The organism is Microcoleus sp. OTE_8_concoct_300 (assembly GCF_031383065.1).
Taxonomy (GTDB): domain Bacteria; phylum Cyanobacteriota; class Cyanobacteriia; order Cyanobacteriales; family Microcoleaceae; genus Microcoleus.
On sequence record NZ_JANMZH010000065.1, the window covers coordinates 1 to 18,106 of the forward strand.

The following is an 18,106-nucleotide window of genomic DNA, read 5'->3' on the forward strand; positions in this document are numbered from 1 at the left end:
AGAATTAAATAACTTCCACAAGTTTGTGGGATGGGCGTCCCGCCCGTCCAAAAAGGATGGCGGGACGCCCATCCCACAATAACAATTAAAATTGTAAGTTATTTAATTCGCGATCCTAAGTGAGGTACATAGCAAAGATAGAGGACACGGCGCCTAGCCGTTTCCCTACAGCGCTCGATCGCTTGACTGGTGTACTTCATCAACGTGGAATCTGCTGTAAATGGGTTCGGCCTGCTTTATGCACGGGTCAAAACGTAAAACAAATCGGCATTGTCGAGGCGCAAACTTGGGGCGCTAGAGAATGGCTCAATCCTTTAAACGAGATCCCCATTCTGGATGTTTTTCCGACGGTTCCTTGGACGGCATAATTTATACGATCGATCAATTAATCGCAGCAGAGCAACAGGTTCGGTTTCAGCCGGCGATCGTGTCCTGTCATACAAGCGATCTCGGTTTCGAGAAATGACTTCAGTCCTTTCTTACAGATTTGGGCATCTAAGGACTAAAGTCTTTACTACAAACGATATGCAAACTTGAGGATGAAAATTAAGTCGTATACTCCGCATTAATCTTCACGTAGTCGTAACTCAAATCGCATCCCCAAGCTTTCGCAAAACCGCTGCCATTCCCGACACTAATCTGAATTAAAACCGTATCAGCCTTCAAATATTCCCCCTCAGCAGCCGCTTTCATATAATTACTCGCAGCAGCGCGATCGAACTCCTTCGGTTGCCCGTTTTCCATCATCAAAAAATCGCCTAATTGAATCCGCAAATTCTCTTGATCGAAAGGTACACCAGCGCGCCCCGCCGCCGCCGCAATTCTCCCCCAATTCGGATCGCGTCCGAAAATAGCAGCTTTCACCAAAGAAGAACCGACAATTGTTTTGGCAATTATACTCGCAGAAACTTCATCCAGCGCGCCGCTAACTTGCACTTCCACCAAACAAGTTGCACCTTCGCCGTCACGGGCGATCGCCTTTGCCAAATGCACGCAAACTTCTGTCAGCATCGCCTCTAGTTTTTCAGCATCCGCCCCCATTTCTGTAATTGCGGGCGTGCGGGATTGACCGTTCGCCAAAGCAATTAACGAGTCGTTGGTACTGGTATCTCCGTCAACAGTAATTTGATTGAAACTTCTGTTAGCCGCCCGACTCACCATTTCTTGCCACAAATGCGACGACACTGCAGCATCGCAAGTTACAAATGCTAGCATTGTTGCCATATTCGGGTGAATCATTCCCGAACCTTTGCAAATGCCACCGATGCGCACGGGCCGATCGCCAAACATGGTTTCCAGGGCGATCGTTTTCGGCACTAAATCAGTCGTACAAATAGCCTTAGCAGCCGCATCGGAACCCGTGGCCGATGCCTCAGCAACTAATCGCGGAATCCCCGCCCTCAGGGGTTCCATTTTAATCCGCTGTCCGATGACGCCAGTGGAGGCCAAAAGAATTGATTCTGGAGGAATCTTCAGCGCTTCTCCCAACAATTTGGCACTTTCGAGGGCATCTGCCCAACCTTGTTCGCCAGTAGCAGCATTAGCTTGTCCCGCATTGCACAAAATTGCTTTCGCGCTAGATTTAGCTTGCAAACGCTGGCGGCAGTAGTCCACGCAAGCAGCCCGGACAGTGGATGTGGTGAAGACTCCCGCGGCGATCGCGTCCACCTCTGACAAAATTAAACTTAAATCCGGCAAGCCTGAAGGCTTCAAACCCGCTGTAATTCCCGATGCTCGATACCCTCTGGGTGCTGTAACTCCGCCGTCAATTTCTTTCCAGTCCGACATCATGACCTCCCTAGTAGCCTTCAATCTGCTGAAAGGGGATTATACCATTTTAGATTTTAGATTTTAGATTTTAGATTTTAGACTTCGGGGTGAGCGCTCAGTCGAACGATTTTAGATTTTAGATTCCCCATTCTTTTGGGCCCCATTTCCCATTCCCTATTCCCCATTCCCCGTTCCCATAAAACTAATCGCGGCTTCCTATCGAGAGTTAGAACTCCCGAAGAAGTCGCGACGGTTTTGTCACTGACATTATTAATTTTTAGCTGGCAAACAACCGACTCGATTCAACTATCTCGCCGTTGAAAAAACGAGTTATTTGCGATCGATACTCGCTTGAGAACCAGCATCTAAACCAACTTCAGCAGCCGCACGGCTCAGCATGGATTCCTGACGGTTTTTGACGACGTGTTGGTGGCGCATCATCAGGTTGCGGGCTTGTTCTTGAGTTGACATAACTGGTTTCTCCAAATATAGGTAATAAATTCGTAGGCAATTGGGCAATTTGAGCTTGTCCTAGCTCATGGTGGCGTGGCTGCGATCGTAACTAGCTTGAAGGCTGGGCTGCGGTTTGCCTTGAATGTGACCCCAGTAGTGGGTATCTTCCATCCCGACTTCGGTGGCGGTGCGGTTGAGCATGGATTGCTGCCGGTTCTTCACCATGTGGTGGTGGCGCATCATCAGAGAGCGAGCTTGATTTTCGGTAGACATATGCGGTTCCTCCGTATTCTTTAGATTAATGTTGGGCTGGTTTTTTCTTCCTTTCTCTAACTATAACAGACAATTCTGTATCTAAAGCTACCAAATAAAAAATGTCACAAAACTTTACAATTGGGCGATGGGGGAGAATCTCGATCGAGGTTGCAGGGAGTGCGATCGGGCGCAAGGCTAGTTGATTCAGGCCCAACCCCAAGCAGCAGTTGGTAAAATTTGACAATATTCATATTCTAAGTGCCACATTTTGGCGGCTACGTAATGGCTAGTGGCAAAAATAACTTTATAGTTTGGTTCAGAGTTATAGATGCAGAATTTTGCCTCTCAAGAAAGTCGAATTTTCCTGAGTTAACAGTAAATTTAATAAGTAGCTAAGTAGGTAGGGGTAGTCAAACACAATTATGTTAAGGATTGTAAAGTATCCTTAACATAATTGTGGCTAACTTAACCCTGTTTACATATTGTTACATAGCTCGGTTTAATCCCGCTTACCTACTTAAATCATTATTATTGAGTTGTGTAATTAATTTTGTTTAGGTATAGCGGTTCTCAAGCATGGTGAGGTATGGGGGCAAGTCCTGGCCCATGCCCACGGAGGCCTATGCCCTATGCCCTATGCCCGCGAGAGTACCTCATGTTACTGAGAAAGGCTATACTTAATACAACTATTAACAATTAATTATTACAGACACAACTTATTTTAATGAAGGGTTTATTGGGGTAAATCAGGAAATTGAGGAGGGAACTTACCCTGCCACCAAAAATGGGGTTTTTCTCCATTGGAAAAAGCTCCGACTCTCATCTGAGATGTTTGAGAATTAGCAGTTAATGGGGTTGGGTTACTGACCGGAGATTTTAAGTAAAAATTCCCTTCCTCAGGATTAACAAATTGAGGTTCTTCTCTGACCGCAGCAGTTCCACTCGTTCCATAGATATTCGCATAGTTATCAGGAAGCCATCCAGCATAAATCGGACGGGTGGTGTTATTTTCTCCAAAGATTAAGTTGTGGCTAATCTCAATATCTTTTTGACTAAAAATCTTTTCGATGTCAGAGTTAGCCGCCAAATAGCGATCGCTATAACCGATTTGAAATCCCCTATTCTTGCTAAAAATATTATTCTTGATTTCAACATTTTGAACATTATCAGAAAATAAATATAACCCTCCAGTAATCCAAAAAAAGCTTTCTCCTGGGTTCGGTTTACCATAACCATTATGATGAACCGTATTATTATAAATTTTAATATTATGCCGTAACCCATCATTTCCCCATCGGGCAAAGAGAATTCCGGTTCCCCAGTTATCATAAATTAAGTTATGGTGAAATCGAATATTTTTTGCTTCTGAACCTCCTTCTACTGCTAAAGCAAATCCTGCCCCCTTACAATCATGAACAACATTATTAAAGACCTCAACATCTTCTAAGACTCCAAACCAACTATCAACATATAATCCTTGTCGTGCCATGTGGTGAATATAGTTATGATGGACGGTTCCATATTTACTCTTTTCTTTAACATCAATCCCTTCTTTTTTCCCATCCTTAACTAAGTTATAAGCCACTTCAAAATTTTCAACCCCACCGATTGAAATTGCTTCATGGGGAGCTTCTGGGAAATCATTTAAAAAGTCAGCCATCTTTAGGTCGTTTGCATTAATAACCGTATTTCCCATTACTTTATAGTGATCGCCCCACCAAACACCAATACCTGGGGAAAACGTATTTTGTGTTTTATTATTATAAAGGTTAACAAAATGGCTATTTCTAACTGTAATACCAGAATTATGAGAATTAATAACTTCTAAATCTTCGACTTTAATATAACTAACATTTTGTAACAAAAATGCACCTTGATCATGAGGATAATGGGATTTATTAGCAGAGGGAGGCTCTACTTTAACTGCATCCGCATCAATAATAACCAGTTCTTCAGGATAGGCTCGATAAGTAATCCAAGCCTTTTCTGTCCCTGAATTTTTAGCTTGAATTTGTTCAGTGAGGCGATAAGTTCCAGCCCGAATATAAACTGTTTCACCCGCTTTTAATACCAACGCTGCGTGATTAATTGTTGACCAAGGATGCTCAAGTGAACCGTTATTTGTATCACTACCATTTGGTGCAACATAAAAAACATGAGGATGGATTTGTGCTAAAGTTCGCGATGTCCAGCACACGCGACTAATCGCCAATAGGAATCCTGCTAATACTAACGTGATGAACCTATGAACGGTTTTTCTCATCATGAAGTTTTTTTAGGTAACATTTAATCCTCACTGTTTAAACATTAAAGCACTTTCGTAATTTTGTAAATCTAGTAAGTAGGTAAGCTAATCCGCATTTAAGTTGCATGGTAAAATAAATTTTTCCTCTTGTGGGGTGGGCTCTCCTAGCCCGCCCTCAACATACAATTTAAATGCACAACAGCTTAGCCGCTGTAAAACACAATTATGTTAAGGATTGTAAAGTCTCCTTAGCCCTAAGCGTGGCTAAGTTAGCCCTGTTTACATATTGTTACATAGCTCGGTTTAATCCCCCTTACCTACTTATAATTTCAATTAACATCAAGTCCCGCCCTTAAAAAACTATGTTCCACAATTCCAGAGATCCCCCTAGCGTCTTTTTCATGAGGATGCCAGGGGGAGCTAAAGGCTCTGACGTTAGTTTTTCAAGTTGTGTGTACAGGGTAGCCCTTAACAAAGGCGTGCCGGGGCCGAGGAATAAGCGGCCCTAATCGTCAAACAGTAGACTGGTACTACATAAGACGTTAAGTTGACACGAATGCTACTCGGCGACTTCAGCTTCCGCTTCCGCTTCAGGTGCATCTGGCACATCTTGCTTGATCGTCAAATAGCGAATCACTTCTTCGCTCAGACGCATCGCGCGCTCCAGGGTAAAAATTGCAGCGCCCGGAGCTGTATAGTTCATTTGAACGTATACTCCGTCCCGGTGCTTGCCGATTTCGTAAGCCAAACGGCGCTTGCCGCGGTGCTGAGTTTCGATGTTTTCAGCACCTTGATCGCGCAAAATAGTTTGATATTTAGCGATCGCCTGGTCTGTCATTTCCTCACCCAAATCAGGGCGCAGAATGTACATAGTTTCGTAAATAAACGGTTTCATGGCAATAATCCCCTTATGGACAACAAGGCTTCTCACGAAGCAAGGACTTATTATCATATCCCAACAATGAACAATCTCAAAACCAAAAAACCAAATTCCCCAAACAACACTCCCTCGCGGTGGAGAACCCTGTGGACGTACAGCCTCATGAGCGCGATCGCACTTTTAATGCTGTTTCCCCTGCTGTGGCTTCTGAGTACCTCCCTCAAATCCCCCACCGAAAACATCTTTCAATTTCCCCCGCAACTGTGGCCGCAACAGCCAACCCTCGAAAACTTCATCAAAGTTTGGCAAACCAACCCCTTCGCCCGCTACCTGTTCAACAGCACCCTGATTGCCGGCCTCACAGTTACCATCAACGTCCTCTTTTGTGCCCTCGCCGCTTACCCCTTAGCCAGACTCAACTTTCGCGGCCGCGAAGCCATCTTAATCACAATCATTTCCACAATCATGATTCCCTTCCAAATAGTCATGATTCCCCTATACATATTGACAGTACAACTCGGACTAAAAAATAGTTATTTAGGCGTAATCTTTCCCGGACTAGCCTCAGCCTTCGGCATATTTTTATTACGACAAGCATTCCTAGCAGTTCCCAAAGAACTAGAAGAAGCCGCCCGCATCGACGGCTGTACAGAATTAGGCATTTGGTGGCACGTCATGATTCCCGCAATTAAGCCAGCTTTAGTCACTTTAGGAATTTTCGTATTTATCGGTTCTTGGAGCGACTTTCTGTGGCCGCTGCTAGTTTTAGACAGGCCGGAATATTACACTTTACCTTTAGGCGTAGCCAATTTAGCCGGGACATTTTCCTTAGATTGGCGTTTAGTTGCGGCGGGTTCCATTATTTCTATTGTTCCAGTTTTAGGACTATTTTTGCTCTTGCAAAAATACATTGTGCCAACAGAAACCGCCGCCGGAGTCAAAGGATAGAATCAACACAAAAAATCGGCGTTTATCCGCGTTCATCGGCGGTTAAAAATTAAAATCTTTTAAACTGACAACTCACAAAGTTTATTTTTTATGTACGAACTGCCAAACATCCGCTGGATTATCGATCGCGCTGCGGTCGTAGATACGATCGTAGCCTTTGCCAATGCGATCGATGCCCAAGACTGGCAAAAATTGCGATCGCATCTAGCAGAGGAAATAGATATCGACTATTCAGAATTTCGAGGTGAAACTCCCCGACGAGTAACCGCAGAAGAATACATAAAACAGCGAGTAGAAGGTCTTGCCGGTTTGCGAACGCTGCACGTCAGCACAAATCACGAGGTAACTATTAAAAGGGATGCTGCCCAATGTAAGTCTGTGTACCGCATTTATCGACTTGACCCCGATCGCGAACCTGGACAGAATCGGCTGGATACAGGAGGTAACTATTGTCACTCCTTGATTCAAACAGACAGACATTGGCTAATCACAGGAATCAAGCAAACTGTGGTAATTGTCAGCGGCAATACTCAAGTGCATGGCGCTTTGCGGGATACATCGCCATAAAATCTAATCCACAACAGAAATGCCCTCCTATTTTTCCTAACTCAAAATTTCCTCCTACCTGGGAGTAAAAACTGCGCTAGGATAAGCAATCCGCTTGTGATTGAACTGTTCCCAAACCCTCACAAAAATCTCCGCGATTAGAGACATATCTTCCCGAGTCAAACCCGAATCGAGCAATTGATTATCCTGCCAGCGAGCCCTCAAAATCCGATTAACCATATTCAAAGCCTCTTCATGAGTAGCATCCTTGAGCGATCGCAAAGCAGCCTCGCAAGAATCCGCCAGCATCAGAATCCCCGTTTCCCGCGACTGGGGAATCGGCCCGTCATAGCGAAAATCCTCCTCCCTCACTTGGCGACTTGGGATTATTAACTTTGAATGATCAGCATCTGGCAAAGCAATCTTTAAATCTTCTCGTTCTTTTGCAGCAATTTGCTGCGCTTGGTGATAGAAATAAGCAATCAACATTGTACCTTGGTGCTCGGGAATAAACGCCTGAATTGCCTTCGGCAATCGATGCTTCCGCGCCATCACCAACCCCTCGGTAACGTGCTTTTTAATAATGTCCGCGCTCGTCCAAGGGTTATTAATTTCATCGTGTTTGTTGGCCCCGCCCATTTGATTTTCACAAAATCCGAGCGGGTCGTGCATTTTTCCAATATCGTGGTATAATGTGCCAGTTCTGACCAGCTCAACATTGCAGCCGATCTCCCGGGCCGCAGCCTCCGCCAAACTAGCCACAAACAGCGTGTGCTGAAAAGTCCCCGGAGCCTCCGCAGCCAATTTCTTCAACAGCGGGCGGTTGGGATTGGCAAGTTCCGCCAGCCGGATCGGCGTAATCAAGTCAAAAACGTGTTCCAAATAAGGGCTGATGCCGATCGCCACAACGCTCCAAGCCAAACCGGCCAAACTTTGTGCGCCCACCGTACCGAGTACCACGTACCAAATCGCACCGGTAGCCGCGCTGGCAATCAGAGTCCCCACCAGATAAACCGTGCCCTGAGTCAAGCCGACCCCCACGCCCAAAAGAGCCAATTCCTCGCGCGATCGCAGCCGCCCGGCCATAAAAGCGCCCAGCAATCCCCCCGCCCCGCTAGCCACCAAATGAATCAACTCCACATTTAAACCAACGGGCAGCAGGGCCGACAGCAGCCCCACCACAGTCACTCCCACCGCCGAACCGTAGAAGCCGCCCGCTAAAATCCCGATCGCGGGCAAACTCGTCCAAGGTAGCCCCAAACTCACCAGCACCGGCGCGCTCAAAGTCAGCAGCAGCAATAGCAAATGATCTCTCCGGCGCAAGCGGTAGTGCCTTTCCACCAGCAGTACGATCGCAATTGCCCCCGCGACTAAACAAACAAAACCCGCCAGCCCCAGCCAATTCACCCCCCGCCGGCTCAAACCAAAATAGTCGAGCAACACGAAATCTTGCTGGGCGATTTCTTTTCCTTCTGCAACAATTATGTCGCCCTGCTCTACTGCGATCATCACCGGTTTGACGTTTTGCGCCGCTAATTCAGCTAGCTGTTTGGTTTCCTCGGGATCTCTCACCAGATTTGGGTGCAAAATCGCTGTTAAACCCTCAATCGCCAAAGCTTGGGACTCTAACGGCACTTCATCTGCCACTTGCAGCTTCACAGCTTCTTTCAAAATCTCTTTTGGCAAGCCCTGTGGGATACCTTGAGCCACCATCCTTTTTGCCGCCCGACTCATACCCCTTTGGGTTTTCTGCCAAGCTGCATCCGACAAATCAAACAGCGAAGTATCGTAAATCTGTCCGAGCCCGGAAACCGACGGTTGTCCCAGGGCCTCCACAGCATTGAGATAGCGTCGGCGAGCCGAGGAAATACTGTCTGTCAGGCTTTGAAAGTCGGCTGCCGGAACCTCACGGCTGTAAGCTTGCAGTTGAGCGACAGCATCCTGCTGAGACTTGTTGTCAGTCTGCGCAGCAATTGCGGGGGAATCCAAATTCAACCGCTCGTCCGTTGCCCTGTGGTCCCCCGCTTGCGCCAAAATCGATCGCCACTCCCACTCAGGACAGCGCCGCAAGTAAACCTGAGCCGCATTTGAGAGGGCCGAGGGACTCGCAAACGGAAACGGGCCTACCGCCTCCCGCAGCTCGCTTCCCTGCTGCAAAAATTGTTGTAATTCTTGATAAATTTGTCGATCAACTGCACGATCGAGCATTAATATCGCTACAGCCCCGATCCGCGCTGCTTTCCGCTGTTCTTCAGTAGTTTTGTAATCCGGGATGCTAGCACTAGCAGGAGCCTTAATCGTCTGAGGAGCTTTCGTCCCCACATCCAGTTTCGGCTGGTTGTAGAAACGGTGGCCCAGAGTGCTGCTTAGGGAAACTACCGCTACGAGCACCAACATAGGGGAACGAGCTTGATTTTTGAGGCTTGATTTTGAGGTTTTACTTGTAAATCTCGTAAAAGTCTCGGGCAGAACCCATTTCTGGCGCGACAAACGGCTCAGGTGAGACCCGCCAGCGCGTGAGGTATCTGGTTTGCTGCCGCCATTTTGCACTTTAGCAATGTGTTGGCGCAGTGAGCGCGCAGCGCCTAGCTGCTCAATCTGCCGCATCAATGAGGAGAGCGTATTCATTTGTGTTGAAGATATATCACTGTTATCCAGCAGCTTTGTCAGAAATTCTGACTCTGCATCTTGATTGAGTTTATCCGAACAACCGTGGCTGAATATTCAACCGTTACATAAGACCTACTCATAACTCTCATAACTAGACAAATCTACTCCTGAGTATTGTGAAACTTACTTCCTGCTTCATTCTGGCGGTGTCGGCACTAACCAGTCCACAGGCACGAGCCCCGTCTAACTGACGGTTTTTGACAAATTAATCGCTGCATTTAAATCACGGTCAATAACAAAACCGCAATGACCGCATTCAAACACTCGCTCAGAAAGTCCGAGTGTTTCTTTTTTGGTGGAGCAATTAGAGCAAGTTTTGCTGGATGGAAACCATCGGTCAACTACTACAAGTTTTGAGCCATATAACTTGCACTTGTAGGTCAATTGGCGTCGGAATTCAAAGAAACCCATATCAGCAATAGAGGCAGCGAGTTTATGATTAGCCATCATCCCGGACACATTGAGGTCTTCGATCACTACTGTGCCGTGGTTTTTGGCAAGCAATGTCGTTAACTTATGCAACGTATTTTTGCGAATGTTAGCTATTTTTATGTGCAATCTCGCTATCTTAAGCTGTGCCTTTTTCCAATTGCGTGAGCCGATAGTTTTATGGCGATTTAGCCACTGCATTCTTGACAACTTGGCTGCGTACTTTTTGTAGGATTTTGCTCCGACAATCACTTCACCTGTTGAAAGAGTAGCTAATGCTTTAATGCCGAGGTCAACTCCCACAATACTTGTTTGGCATGACTCTTGCTGTTCTACGTCAAATCTGAAACTGATAAACCACCTGGAAGCTTGACGGGATATTGTACAAGACTTGGTTAATACTTGTGGCAACCTTTCGTAAGTCTTGAAAATGCCAATTACAGGAACTTGGATTTTGTTGTTACCCAAAATTTTAACTGTTCCTTCTAACGTGAAAGAGTCGCGCTGCCCTTTTTTCTTAAATTTCGGTACTCCCGCAGTCTTGTTAAAGCACCGCTTCCAAGCTTGGCGCAAAGCCATTAATGCCTGTTGCGGTGTAGATTTACTGCACTCGTAATACCACGGATTTTCTGATTTCACCAGGGTTACTAATAGTTTGTGCAGGTCAATAGCTGTGGGAAACTTGAGTTTTTCATCGGGATGGGATTTGTTATACTCAAGAATGTTTTTGGTTAGCCACAATCCCCAATTCCAAGCATGGCGTGCTACTCCACAGTGCTTGGCAAGCATAGTGCGCTGCCTGTTATTCAGTTTCAATTCTGTTTTGAAGCCTAACAGCATTGTTACCTCTTGATCGCTTTGAGTCACACTATATACTGATTCACATCTACTCATTTCTTATGAAATGAGTAGATGTGAATAGGATTTTGGTTACAGCTTCTCACCCCCCACGCTACTTTGCGTAAGTATCGCCAGCAGTTGGGTTTCCTGACTGTGGCCAACAACGCAAGTAGCTTCTTTGCTTCCCTTGTCCATCTTGAACAGAAATCGCGCGCTGCGGCTAAAAACCCGGTTTCTCCCTCGATTCTTCGTTTCCCAACCCCATATTCTCGTAGAAACCCGGTTTTTTGGGGCCAGCGCGTCCGATTTAATTTTTTACTTTTTAATCTTTAATTGTCGCTGTCCTTCGGCTTTCGTTTTTAACTTGTTAATTGCTAATTGCTAATTTCTGATTGCTAATTTATGGTTTCGCCTCCCTGTTAAAAGCTCAAAAATTTATATTTTACGAGGTCTAATGACATAAGGTGCAGCCACCGATCGGGCTAGCGCTGCAGAATCGAGGCCGGCATCGGGTTTGTAAACTCCCGCCCAAACAGCAAACAGGTTATTTGCTAACTCTACAATTTTTGCATCGCTGCCCGTTCCCCAAAGCGAGGATTCTCGGGCACAGACCAACTGCCCCGGTTCAACCGTAGCCGAAGATACCTGTCGCCATTCTACAGGTATCGCAGCAGCGCCGTTGTAAGCTCCAGACAAAGCTCCCGTCAAAGCGCAGGTGAGTTGTCCGGCTATGCCACAGCGAGCCGCCCGCAGCACTGACAAGCGCAAGTCTTCTGGGGTGTTCAAGAAGCAGTAGAAAGCTAAGGCAATGGGAATCAAATTTCCTGGGTTGACAATTGACTCGGTTTGTAATTTTTTCTCGCCCTCGCCCTGTCTTTCTCGCACTTCTGTGGCCCTTTTGCACAAATGAGTGGTGGCTGTTTCTAAATCGGCTCCCCGTTGTAGTAGTATTTGCACTTCCAGCAGCAGCTCTGTTAAGGCATTATCTGTTTTCAGGTAAGCAATTGTTTGCTCGATTGCTGTCGCGGGGTCAAGTTTACCTTTGAGAGTTCTGGCGATCGCATATCCTACTGCTAAAATTGCTGTCTCCCATTCTGGCTTGTTTTCCTTAGGCCAAACCTCTATCGCCAGCATGATTTTTTCTCGCAGCTTGGCTTTATTTTCGTGAAAAAACATCGCGGATGGCAGCGCAGCAACGGCAGCTTCAGAAGGGTTAAGCAGGCTTTGAAACTCACTGCGAAGCGGATGATTGATTTCGGAATTGGCAAATGCTTCCCAAGTATCGCGCCAATCTTTTAAATCTAAACCCCTACCCCGAATTAAACTTTGAGCGCACGCCACCGCAAGTCTGCCACATTCGGATGATTTTTTGCCAGTTGGGATTTTGCTCTGGGGAGAATTCAACGCCAATCTTGCCCCACTCTGTGTCAATTGTTGGTGTTTCGTCAGTTGTAAAATCGGCGGCAAGTCTCCTATTTCGGGGGGAATACCCACGAGTTGCCTCTGGTATTGCAGACCTATAGAGTCTCCTAAAACTGCCCCCAGGATGGTTCCTTGAAACTTGCTCAACAGGGAATGCCGCATTTTAATTTAACTCAAGTTCTTACTAATTGATAATTTGTAATTTGTAATTTGTAATTGATAATTTGCAATTTATAATTATTCCTGGTTTCCCTCTTTGCCTAACCCTTCTGATTAATTTGAATTACACCAAAACATATAAGGGCTGGTTTTCCATCTAAAACCTGCCCTCCTCTGAACAATCAGTGAATTTTTAATTTTCAATCAGGTAAGTAACTAGAGCTTGCAGCCCCAGCCGGTAACTTTCTGATCCAAAACCGCTGATTTGCCCGATCGCCACCGCTGCGATAAACGAGTGATGCCGAAAAGCTTCCCGCCGGTAAATATTGCTCAGATGAACTTCTACGGCAGGGATATTCACAGCGGCGATCGCGTCTCTAATTGCCACACTTGTATGAGTATAAGCTCCAGCATTAATCAATAAGCCTTGGTGCTGCCCTGACATCGAGTGAATTGCATCCACCAAGACGCCTTCATGATTAGACTGCTGAATTGAGACTTTCACCTCGAGGGCTTGCGCTTCTCGTTCTAGCAATTTGTTGATATCATTTAAAGTCGCAGAACCATAAACCCCAGGTTCTCGCTGACCCAATAGATTCAGATTAGGGCCGTGAAGTACCAGGATATTTAACAATTTTTAAAATTCCAGCGCCACAAAAATTCTGAGAGTTTTGACTTGTGATTTAGAACCAGTCTGCAACCTCAAACCTCAAACCTCACACCTCAAACTTCAAATCCCGTCCTGACTACCGGCGATTCCTCGGTGGGTTGACAGGAATAGGAATCGGTTCGAGTTCAGGTTGAGCTTCGGGATTCAGCAGTCCTTCTATCAGCTTGCGAACCCATTCTTTAATTTGTTCCAGCACCTTTTCAATGTCTTCCATTGAACGGATAGCTCCTTTTTTATAGTCTAGATTGCTAAACCGACGGCTAAATCTCTGAAAATAAGCAAGCACGACTTTGAAACCAAAGGTCAAACTTGCTTTCTCGCTTGCTGGTTATTTTGAGCAATGGAGAGAGTCAGTATATTTGCCGATCAGTCCTATCTTATTATCATAACGAATCTTTACAGATAATCAAGAGGCAAGCGGAAAATTGCGGAACTATCTCGGAGTACAGAGTGTTAAATAAAGCTTAAGGTTACGGCTGACTGTTGACAATTGACAAAGCGCTGGATATTTTCTACGCTTTTGCCAACAATAATTTACGCCGGAGTCGATCGAGCGCCGTACAGCTACTGAGATTCCGAATCCAATCGCGGCCTCGGGCCTCGCCAAAGCGGTATTCAAAACTTTCTGTCTCGCCGTCGCCCGCCAAACCGATATAAACCAGTCCCACAGGTTTAGCGTCTGTACCGCCTCCGGGCCCGGCGATGCCTGTAATGCTCAATCCCCAATTGGTATTGAGACTAGCGCGCACTCCCGCAGCCATTTGTTTTGCCACTTGGTGGCTGACTGCCCCAAATTCGGCTAAATCTTGGGGATTAACACCTAATAATCCTTCCTTAACCCGATCGTCGTAAGAAATAATCCCGCCCAAAAAGTACCTCGAACTCCCGGCAACACCGGTCAGCATCGCTCCCAACCCTCCTCCCGTGCAGGATTCAGCCACGCTAAGAGTTTCGCCAGCCAACAGCAGCAATTTACCGACAGTCGAGGCGAGGGTATCGGTATCGGCACCGTAACAGTCAAGGCCAGCAATCTGCAGCAACTGTTGTTCGATCGGCTCGATTAAATTCTTAGCAGCAGCCTTCGACTCCGCGCGGGCCGAAATCCTGAGTTTCACCTCGCCGTGATTGGCGTAAGGAGCAACAGTAGGATTAGTTAAATTCAGAAAACTATCTACCTTTTCTGCCAGTGCCGACTCAGCAATACCCCAAAATTTCAGCGTGCGGCTGTAAATAGTTTCGCTGCACCAGCCGTTATTTTGCAGGTAAGGAACGGCCGTTTCTCGCCACATCAAGTGCATTTCCGCCGGTACTCCGGGAAATGTCATCACTGTCGCGTTGGGAACCGGTTGCCAAATAATGCCCGGTGCAGAACCGGTGCGGTTCGGCAGAATGTCCGCACTTTCTGGAATTAAAGCTTGTTTGCGGTTGCTGGGACTCATGGTGCGTCCCCGCTGGGCAAATTTGTATTCGATATCTGCGATAATTTCCGGCTTTTCTATTAAAGGAACCCCAAAAAAATCGGCTATGGTTTCGACTGTGAGGTCGTCCGGTGTGGGGCCGAGGCCTCCGGTGAAGATTAAAAGTTGCGATCGGCTGACGGCTATTTCTAACACTTGTTTGATGCGTTCTGGATTGTCCCCCACCACTGTTTGATAGTAGTGAGGGATTCCCAAACTCGCTAATTCTTTCGCTAAAAACTGGGCATTGCTATTAAGAATATCGCCTAACAGCAATTCAGTGCCAACACAAATAATTTCAGCAACCATTCAATTTTAGATTTTAGATTTTAGATTTGGGATTTTAGATTTGGGAATTGGGGAATTGGGGAATTGGGAAGAAGGAATTGGGCATGGGGCATTAGAAAGTATTTTTCTTCCTTCTTCCTTCTTCCTTCTTTCTTATTCCTTATTCCTTCTTCCTTCTTCCTTCTTCCTTCACCTAGCGTGTCTCCAAAATTTCCAGCTAGCGTATCCCAGCAAACTTGTTGCACCCATAGCGTAAATTATGCCGCTCGGAAGCGAAAAAGCTAGGGCTAAACTTCCCACCCACAGTGTCAGCGAGTAAATAAATAAAACCGCAAATCGATGGGATACTCCGGCTTGTAGAAGCCGGTGGTGGAGATGGCGCTTGTCAGCAATAAACGGTGACTTGCCGTTGCGAAGTCGATCGAGAATCACCGCCGACATATCTAAAATCGGTACAGCTAAAATTAAATATGGCAGCAACACAGAAGTAACAGCGGTAGTTTTAACTAACCCAATTACTCCCACTCCAGCGAGAGTAAACCCGATAAAATAAGCCCCGCCATCTCCCATAAAGATTTGAGCCGGATTGAAGTTGTAGCGCAGAAATCCCAAGGCCCCGCCAGCTAAAGCCGCTGCAATCAGGGCCGCCGCCGGTTGGTGCATCGACAGACTGACAATCAGCATCACAACTGCTGCAATCCCTGAAACTCCGGCAGCTAAACCGTCCAAACCGTCAATCCAGTTGATGGCGTTGGCCATGCCGACGAGCCAAATCACGGTAATTGGCAAGCTCAGCCAGCCAATATCTGTCATTCCCAGTGAGGGAACTGTGAGAAACTCAATTTGTACGCCTGCCATCCAAGCGATGCTGGATACGCCAACTTGCATGAGCAAACGTTTTAAGGCCGAGAGCGAAAATAGGTCGTCTGCTAAACCGATGAGGAAAAATCCGATGCCGCCGAGGGTGACTCCCCAAATTTCGTATTCGTCTTTGGGATTGAGAACTTGTCCGCTAGCATCGATGAACCCTCCTGAGAGCCAGACAAATAACAGGGCACTGAGGGTGCCGAGAAAGATGGACACTCCTCCCAAGCGCACCATCGGGCGCTGGTGGACTTTTCGCTCGCCTGGTCGATCGACTCGCCCGCTTTTGAGACCAATTTTTTTGACTATTGGCGTACTCCAGAGGACGACGAGCGCAGAAACCAGAAAAGCTAGTACGTGGTACAGATACTGGTGCGGCATCCGAAATCTATTTTAAATAGTGCGGGGCAATTAGGCTGTTAGGCAGAGTCTACTACATTTCAGATGGCTTATAACAAGGAAACATCTTGAAGAGTGACTGGGGGTTTGGGAGGCCCTGATTTGGCGGAGTGGCAGTTGCCGTGGCGCGAATTGTGAGGTTTTTAACTCATAACTCTCGAATTAACGATTTGAAATATAGACTCTTTCGCGATCAAAAGAGTCTATATTTGGCGAGGGGGCGCAGCCCTAGCGGTATTTTTCGCAACCGACAAATACCGTTAGTCAAACCAGCCCCGCCCGACAAATATCTTTACTAAAAACCGTCCGGGCAATCGATATTTTTGGTAAAAACCGCTTGTCAATATCGCTCCCGACAACTCTCAATCTTTTGCTGCTCTTTTACCCTTTTACCCGTACACTTCCAACTACTAATTCCCTATTGCCGATCAGGAAAATTAAGCTAATGCCGGCACTTTCAAGTACAAGTGCGGATATAACGGGAAGCGATCGCACAGCGCCGCTACTCGTCGCCGGCATTCGGCTGCGACGCTTTCATCATCGGGATTTAGTAGTCGATCGGCGATAATATTGCCAATCTCGGTAAATTCTGGTGTTCCCATACCCCTGGTGGTCATCGCCGGCGAACCGAGTCTCAAACCGCTGGTGACAAAGGGCGATGCGGGATCGAAAGGCACGGTATTTTTATTAGCAGTAATATTCACACCGCTGACTAATTGGTCGGCTCGCTTGCCTGTCATGTTTACGGATCGCAAATCAACTAGCATTAAGTGATTGTCCGTGCCGCCGGAAACGAGTTTTAAACCCCGTTGCTGCAACTGTTCCGCTAAAGCGCGCGCATTTTCAATTACTTGACCCGAATAAGTTTTAAATTCAGGCTTTAATGCTTCGCCGAAAGCTACTGCTTTGCCCGCAATGACGTGTTCTAAGGGGCCACCTTGAGTGCCGGGGAAAACTGCTTTGTCGAACTTTTTGCCAAGTTCCGGGTCATTGGTCAAAATCAAGCCGCCACGGGGGCCCCGCAGGGTTTTGTGAGTGGTGGTGGTGACTGCGTGACAGTGAGGGAGGGGGTTGGGGTGGTGCCCTGTGGCGACTAACCCGGCGATGTGGGCGATATCGGCGAGCAGGTAGGCTCCGATTTCGTCGGCGATCGCTCTAAACTTCTCAAAGTCGATAATTCGCGAATATGCTGAATAGCCACAAATTAGCAATTTCGGTCGGTTTTCTTTTGCCCGTGCCAAAATTTCGTCGTAGTCGAGCTGTTCTGTTTCTGGGCTGACGCCGTAGTGAAAAGCTTTGAACCATTTGCCGGATACGTTGACCGGCGAACCGTGGGTCAAGTGTCCGCCGTGGGACAAATCCATGCCCATTATTCCGTCTCCGGGTTCCAGCAAGCTCAAAAATACTGCAAAGTTGGCTTGAGCGCCGGAGTGGGGCTGGACGTTGGCGTGAGCGGCTCCAAATAGCTGTTTGGCGCGGTCGATCGCTATTTGCTCGATGCCGTCAATAAATTCGCAGCCGCCGTAGTACCGTTTTGCTGGCAGTCCTTCGGCGTATTTATTGGTGAGGACTGAGCCTTGAGCTGCCATTACTGCAGACGAGGTAAAGTTTTCGCTGGCGATGAGTTCTAGGTGGTCTCGCTGCCGCTGGAGCTCTTGCCCGATTAAATCGGCAATTAGCGGATCGGTTTTGGAAAGGAATTCTAAGTTACTGTCCGTCACAATAATCAACCTCTTGAAAAATTTGGGATTGGGAATTGGGGATCTTATACCGTACTACGGATTTCGCACCATTGACATAAATATTACATT

General features: G+C 46.8%; 17 protein-coding genes. 3 read left to right on the plus strand and 14 right to left on the minus strand.

The genetic code is table 11. From position 1 onward, the window contains the following. Positions 1-301: 301 nt before the first annotated feature. A complete protein-coding gene (locus tag ACUVJL_RS03115; RefSeq protein WP_445244507.1) occupies positions 302-466 on the plus strand; it encodes a hypothetical protein in 165 nt (54 codons plus the stop codon). Positions 467-546: 80 nt separating this feature from the next. Here ACUVJL_RS03115 and argJ read toward each other — a convergent pair whose 3' ends face one another. From argJ to rpsF, 6 genes are all read right to left on the minus strand, one after another. Then, positions 547-1,788 (minus strand): bifunctional ornithine acetyltransferase/N-acetylglutamate synthase, encoded by a 1,242-nt coding sequence (gene argJ, locus ACUVJL_RS03120; protein ID WP_445244547.1) that lies wholly within the window; start codon positions 1,786-1,788, stop codon positions 547-549. 312 nt (positions 1,789-2,100) lie between these two features. Further along, the gene (locus ACUVJL_RS03125; RefSeq protein WP_333303770.1) at positions 2,101-2,241 is read right to left on the minus strand and encodes a hypothetical protein; all 141 of its coding nucleotides are present in this window, start codon (positions 2,239-2,241) and stop codon (positions 2,101-2,103) included. 60 nt (positions 2,242-2,301) lie between these two features. After that, positions 2,302-2,496, minus strand: coding sequence for a hypothetical protein (locus tag ACUVJL_RS03130; protein ID WP_445244508.1), 195 nt, complete (start codon positions 2,494-2,496; stop codon positions 2,302-2,304). Positions 2,497-2,600: 104 nt separating this feature from the next. Then, a complete protein-coding gene (locus ACUVJL_RS03135; protein ID WP_445244509.1) occupies positions 2,601-2,729 on the minus strand; it encodes a hypothetical protein in 129 nt (42 codons plus the stop codon). A 482-nt stretch (positions 2,730-3,211) separates the two neighbouring features. Beyond that, positions 3,212-4,744 carry a right-handed parallel beta-helix repeat-containing protein gene (locus ACUVJL_RS03140; protein WP_445244510.1) on the minus strand — a complete coding sequence of 511 codons (1,533 nt, stop codon included), beginning with the start codon at positions 4,742-4,744 and terminating at the stop codon, positions 3,212-3,214. Positions 4,745-5,282: 538 nt separating this feature from the next. Then, a complete protein-coding gene (gene rpsF / locus ACUVJL_RS03145) occupies positions 5,283-5,618 on the minus strand; it encodes a 30S ribosomal protein S6 (protein ID WP_015176119.1) in 336 nt (111 codons plus the stop codon). A gap of 15 nt (positions 5,619-5,633) precedes the next feature. Here rpsF and ACUVJL_RS03150 point away from each other — a divergent pair, with 15 nt between their 5' ends. Both ACUVJL_RS03150 and ACUVJL_RS03155 read left to right on the plus strand, forming a co-directional pair. Beyond that, positions 5,634-6,551 carry a carbohydrate ABC transporter permease gene (locus ACUVJL_RS03150; protein WP_445244511.1) on the plus strand — a complete coding sequence of 306 codons (918 nt, stop codon included), beginning with the start codon at positions 5,634-5,636 and terminating at the stop codon, positions 6,549-6,551. A 90-nt stretch (positions 6,552-6,641) separates the two neighbouring features. Further along, on the plus strand, positions 6,642-7,118 hold the full coding sequence (locus ACUVJL_RS03155) for a nuclear transport factor 2 family protein (protein WP_445244512.1): 477 nt from the start codon (positions 6,642-6,644) through the stop codon (positions 7,116-7,118). A gap of 54 nt (positions 7,119-7,172) precedes the next feature. Here the strand turns inward: ACUVJL_RS03155 and ACUVJL_RS03160 are convergent, their stop codons facing one another. From ACUVJL_RS03160 to glyA, 8 genes are all read right to left on the minus strand, one after another. Further along, the gene (locus tag ACUVJL_RS03160) at positions 7,173-9,704 is read right to left on the minus strand and encodes an HD family phosphohydrolase (protein ID WP_445244548.1); all 2,532 of its coding nucleotides are present in this window, start codon (positions 9,702-9,704) and stop codon (positions 7,173-7,175) included. A 246-nt stretch (positions 9,705-9,950) separates the two neighbouring features. Beyond that, entirely contained in the window at positions 9,951-11,063 is a 1,113-nt protein-coding gene (locus tag ACUVJL_RS03165; RefSeq protein WP_445244513.1) for an RNA-guided endonuclease InsQ/TnpB family protein, read from the minus strand. Positions 11,064-11,471: 408 nt separating this feature from the next. Further along, complete coding sequence (locus ACUVJL_RS03170) at positions 11,472-12,620, minus strand: ADP-ribosylglycohydrolase family protein (protein WP_445244514.1); 1,149 nt, start codon at positions 12,618-12,620, stop codon at positions 11,472-11,474. A 190-nt stretch (positions 12,621-12,810) separates the two neighbouring features. Next, positions 12,811-13,251 (minus strand): type II 3-dehydroquinate dehydratase, encoded by a 441-nt coding sequence (aroQ, locus tag ACUVJL_RS03175; protein WP_445244515.1) that lies wholly within the window; start codon positions 13,249-13,251, stop codon positions 12,811-12,813. 112 nt (positions 13,252-13,363) lie between these two features. Next, positions 13,364-13,501: a hypothetical protein gene (locus tag ACUVJL_RS03180; RefSeq protein ID WP_445244516.1), complete on the minus strand. Its 138-nt coding sequence runs from the start codon at positions 13,499-13,501 to the stop codon at positions 13,364-13,366. Between the two features lie 298 nt (positions 13,502-13,799). Then, positions 13,800-15,053 (minus strand): competence/damage-inducible protein A, encoded by a 1,254-nt coding sequence (locus ACUVJL_RS03185; RefSeq protein WP_445244517.1) that lies wholly within the window; start codon positions 15,051-15,053, stop codon positions 13,800-13,802. 168 nt (positions 15,054-15,221) lie between these two features. Beyond that, positions 15,222-16,277 carry a glycosyltransferase family 4 protein gene (locus tag ACUVJL_RS03190; RefSeq protein WP_445244518.1) on the minus strand — a complete coding sequence of 352 codons (1,056 nt, stop codon included), beginning with the start codon at positions 16,275-16,277 and terminating at the stop codon, positions 15,222-15,224. A 455-nt stretch (positions 16,278-16,732) separates the two neighbouring features. After that, the gene (gene glyA, locus ACUVJL_RS03195; protein WP_445244519.1) at positions 16,733-18,016 is read right to left on the minus strand and encodes a serine hydroxymethyltransferase; all 1,284 of its coding nucleotides are present in this window, start codon (positions 18,014-18,016) and stop codon (positions 16,733-16,735) included. Positions 18,017-18,106 lie beyond the last annotated feature (90 nt).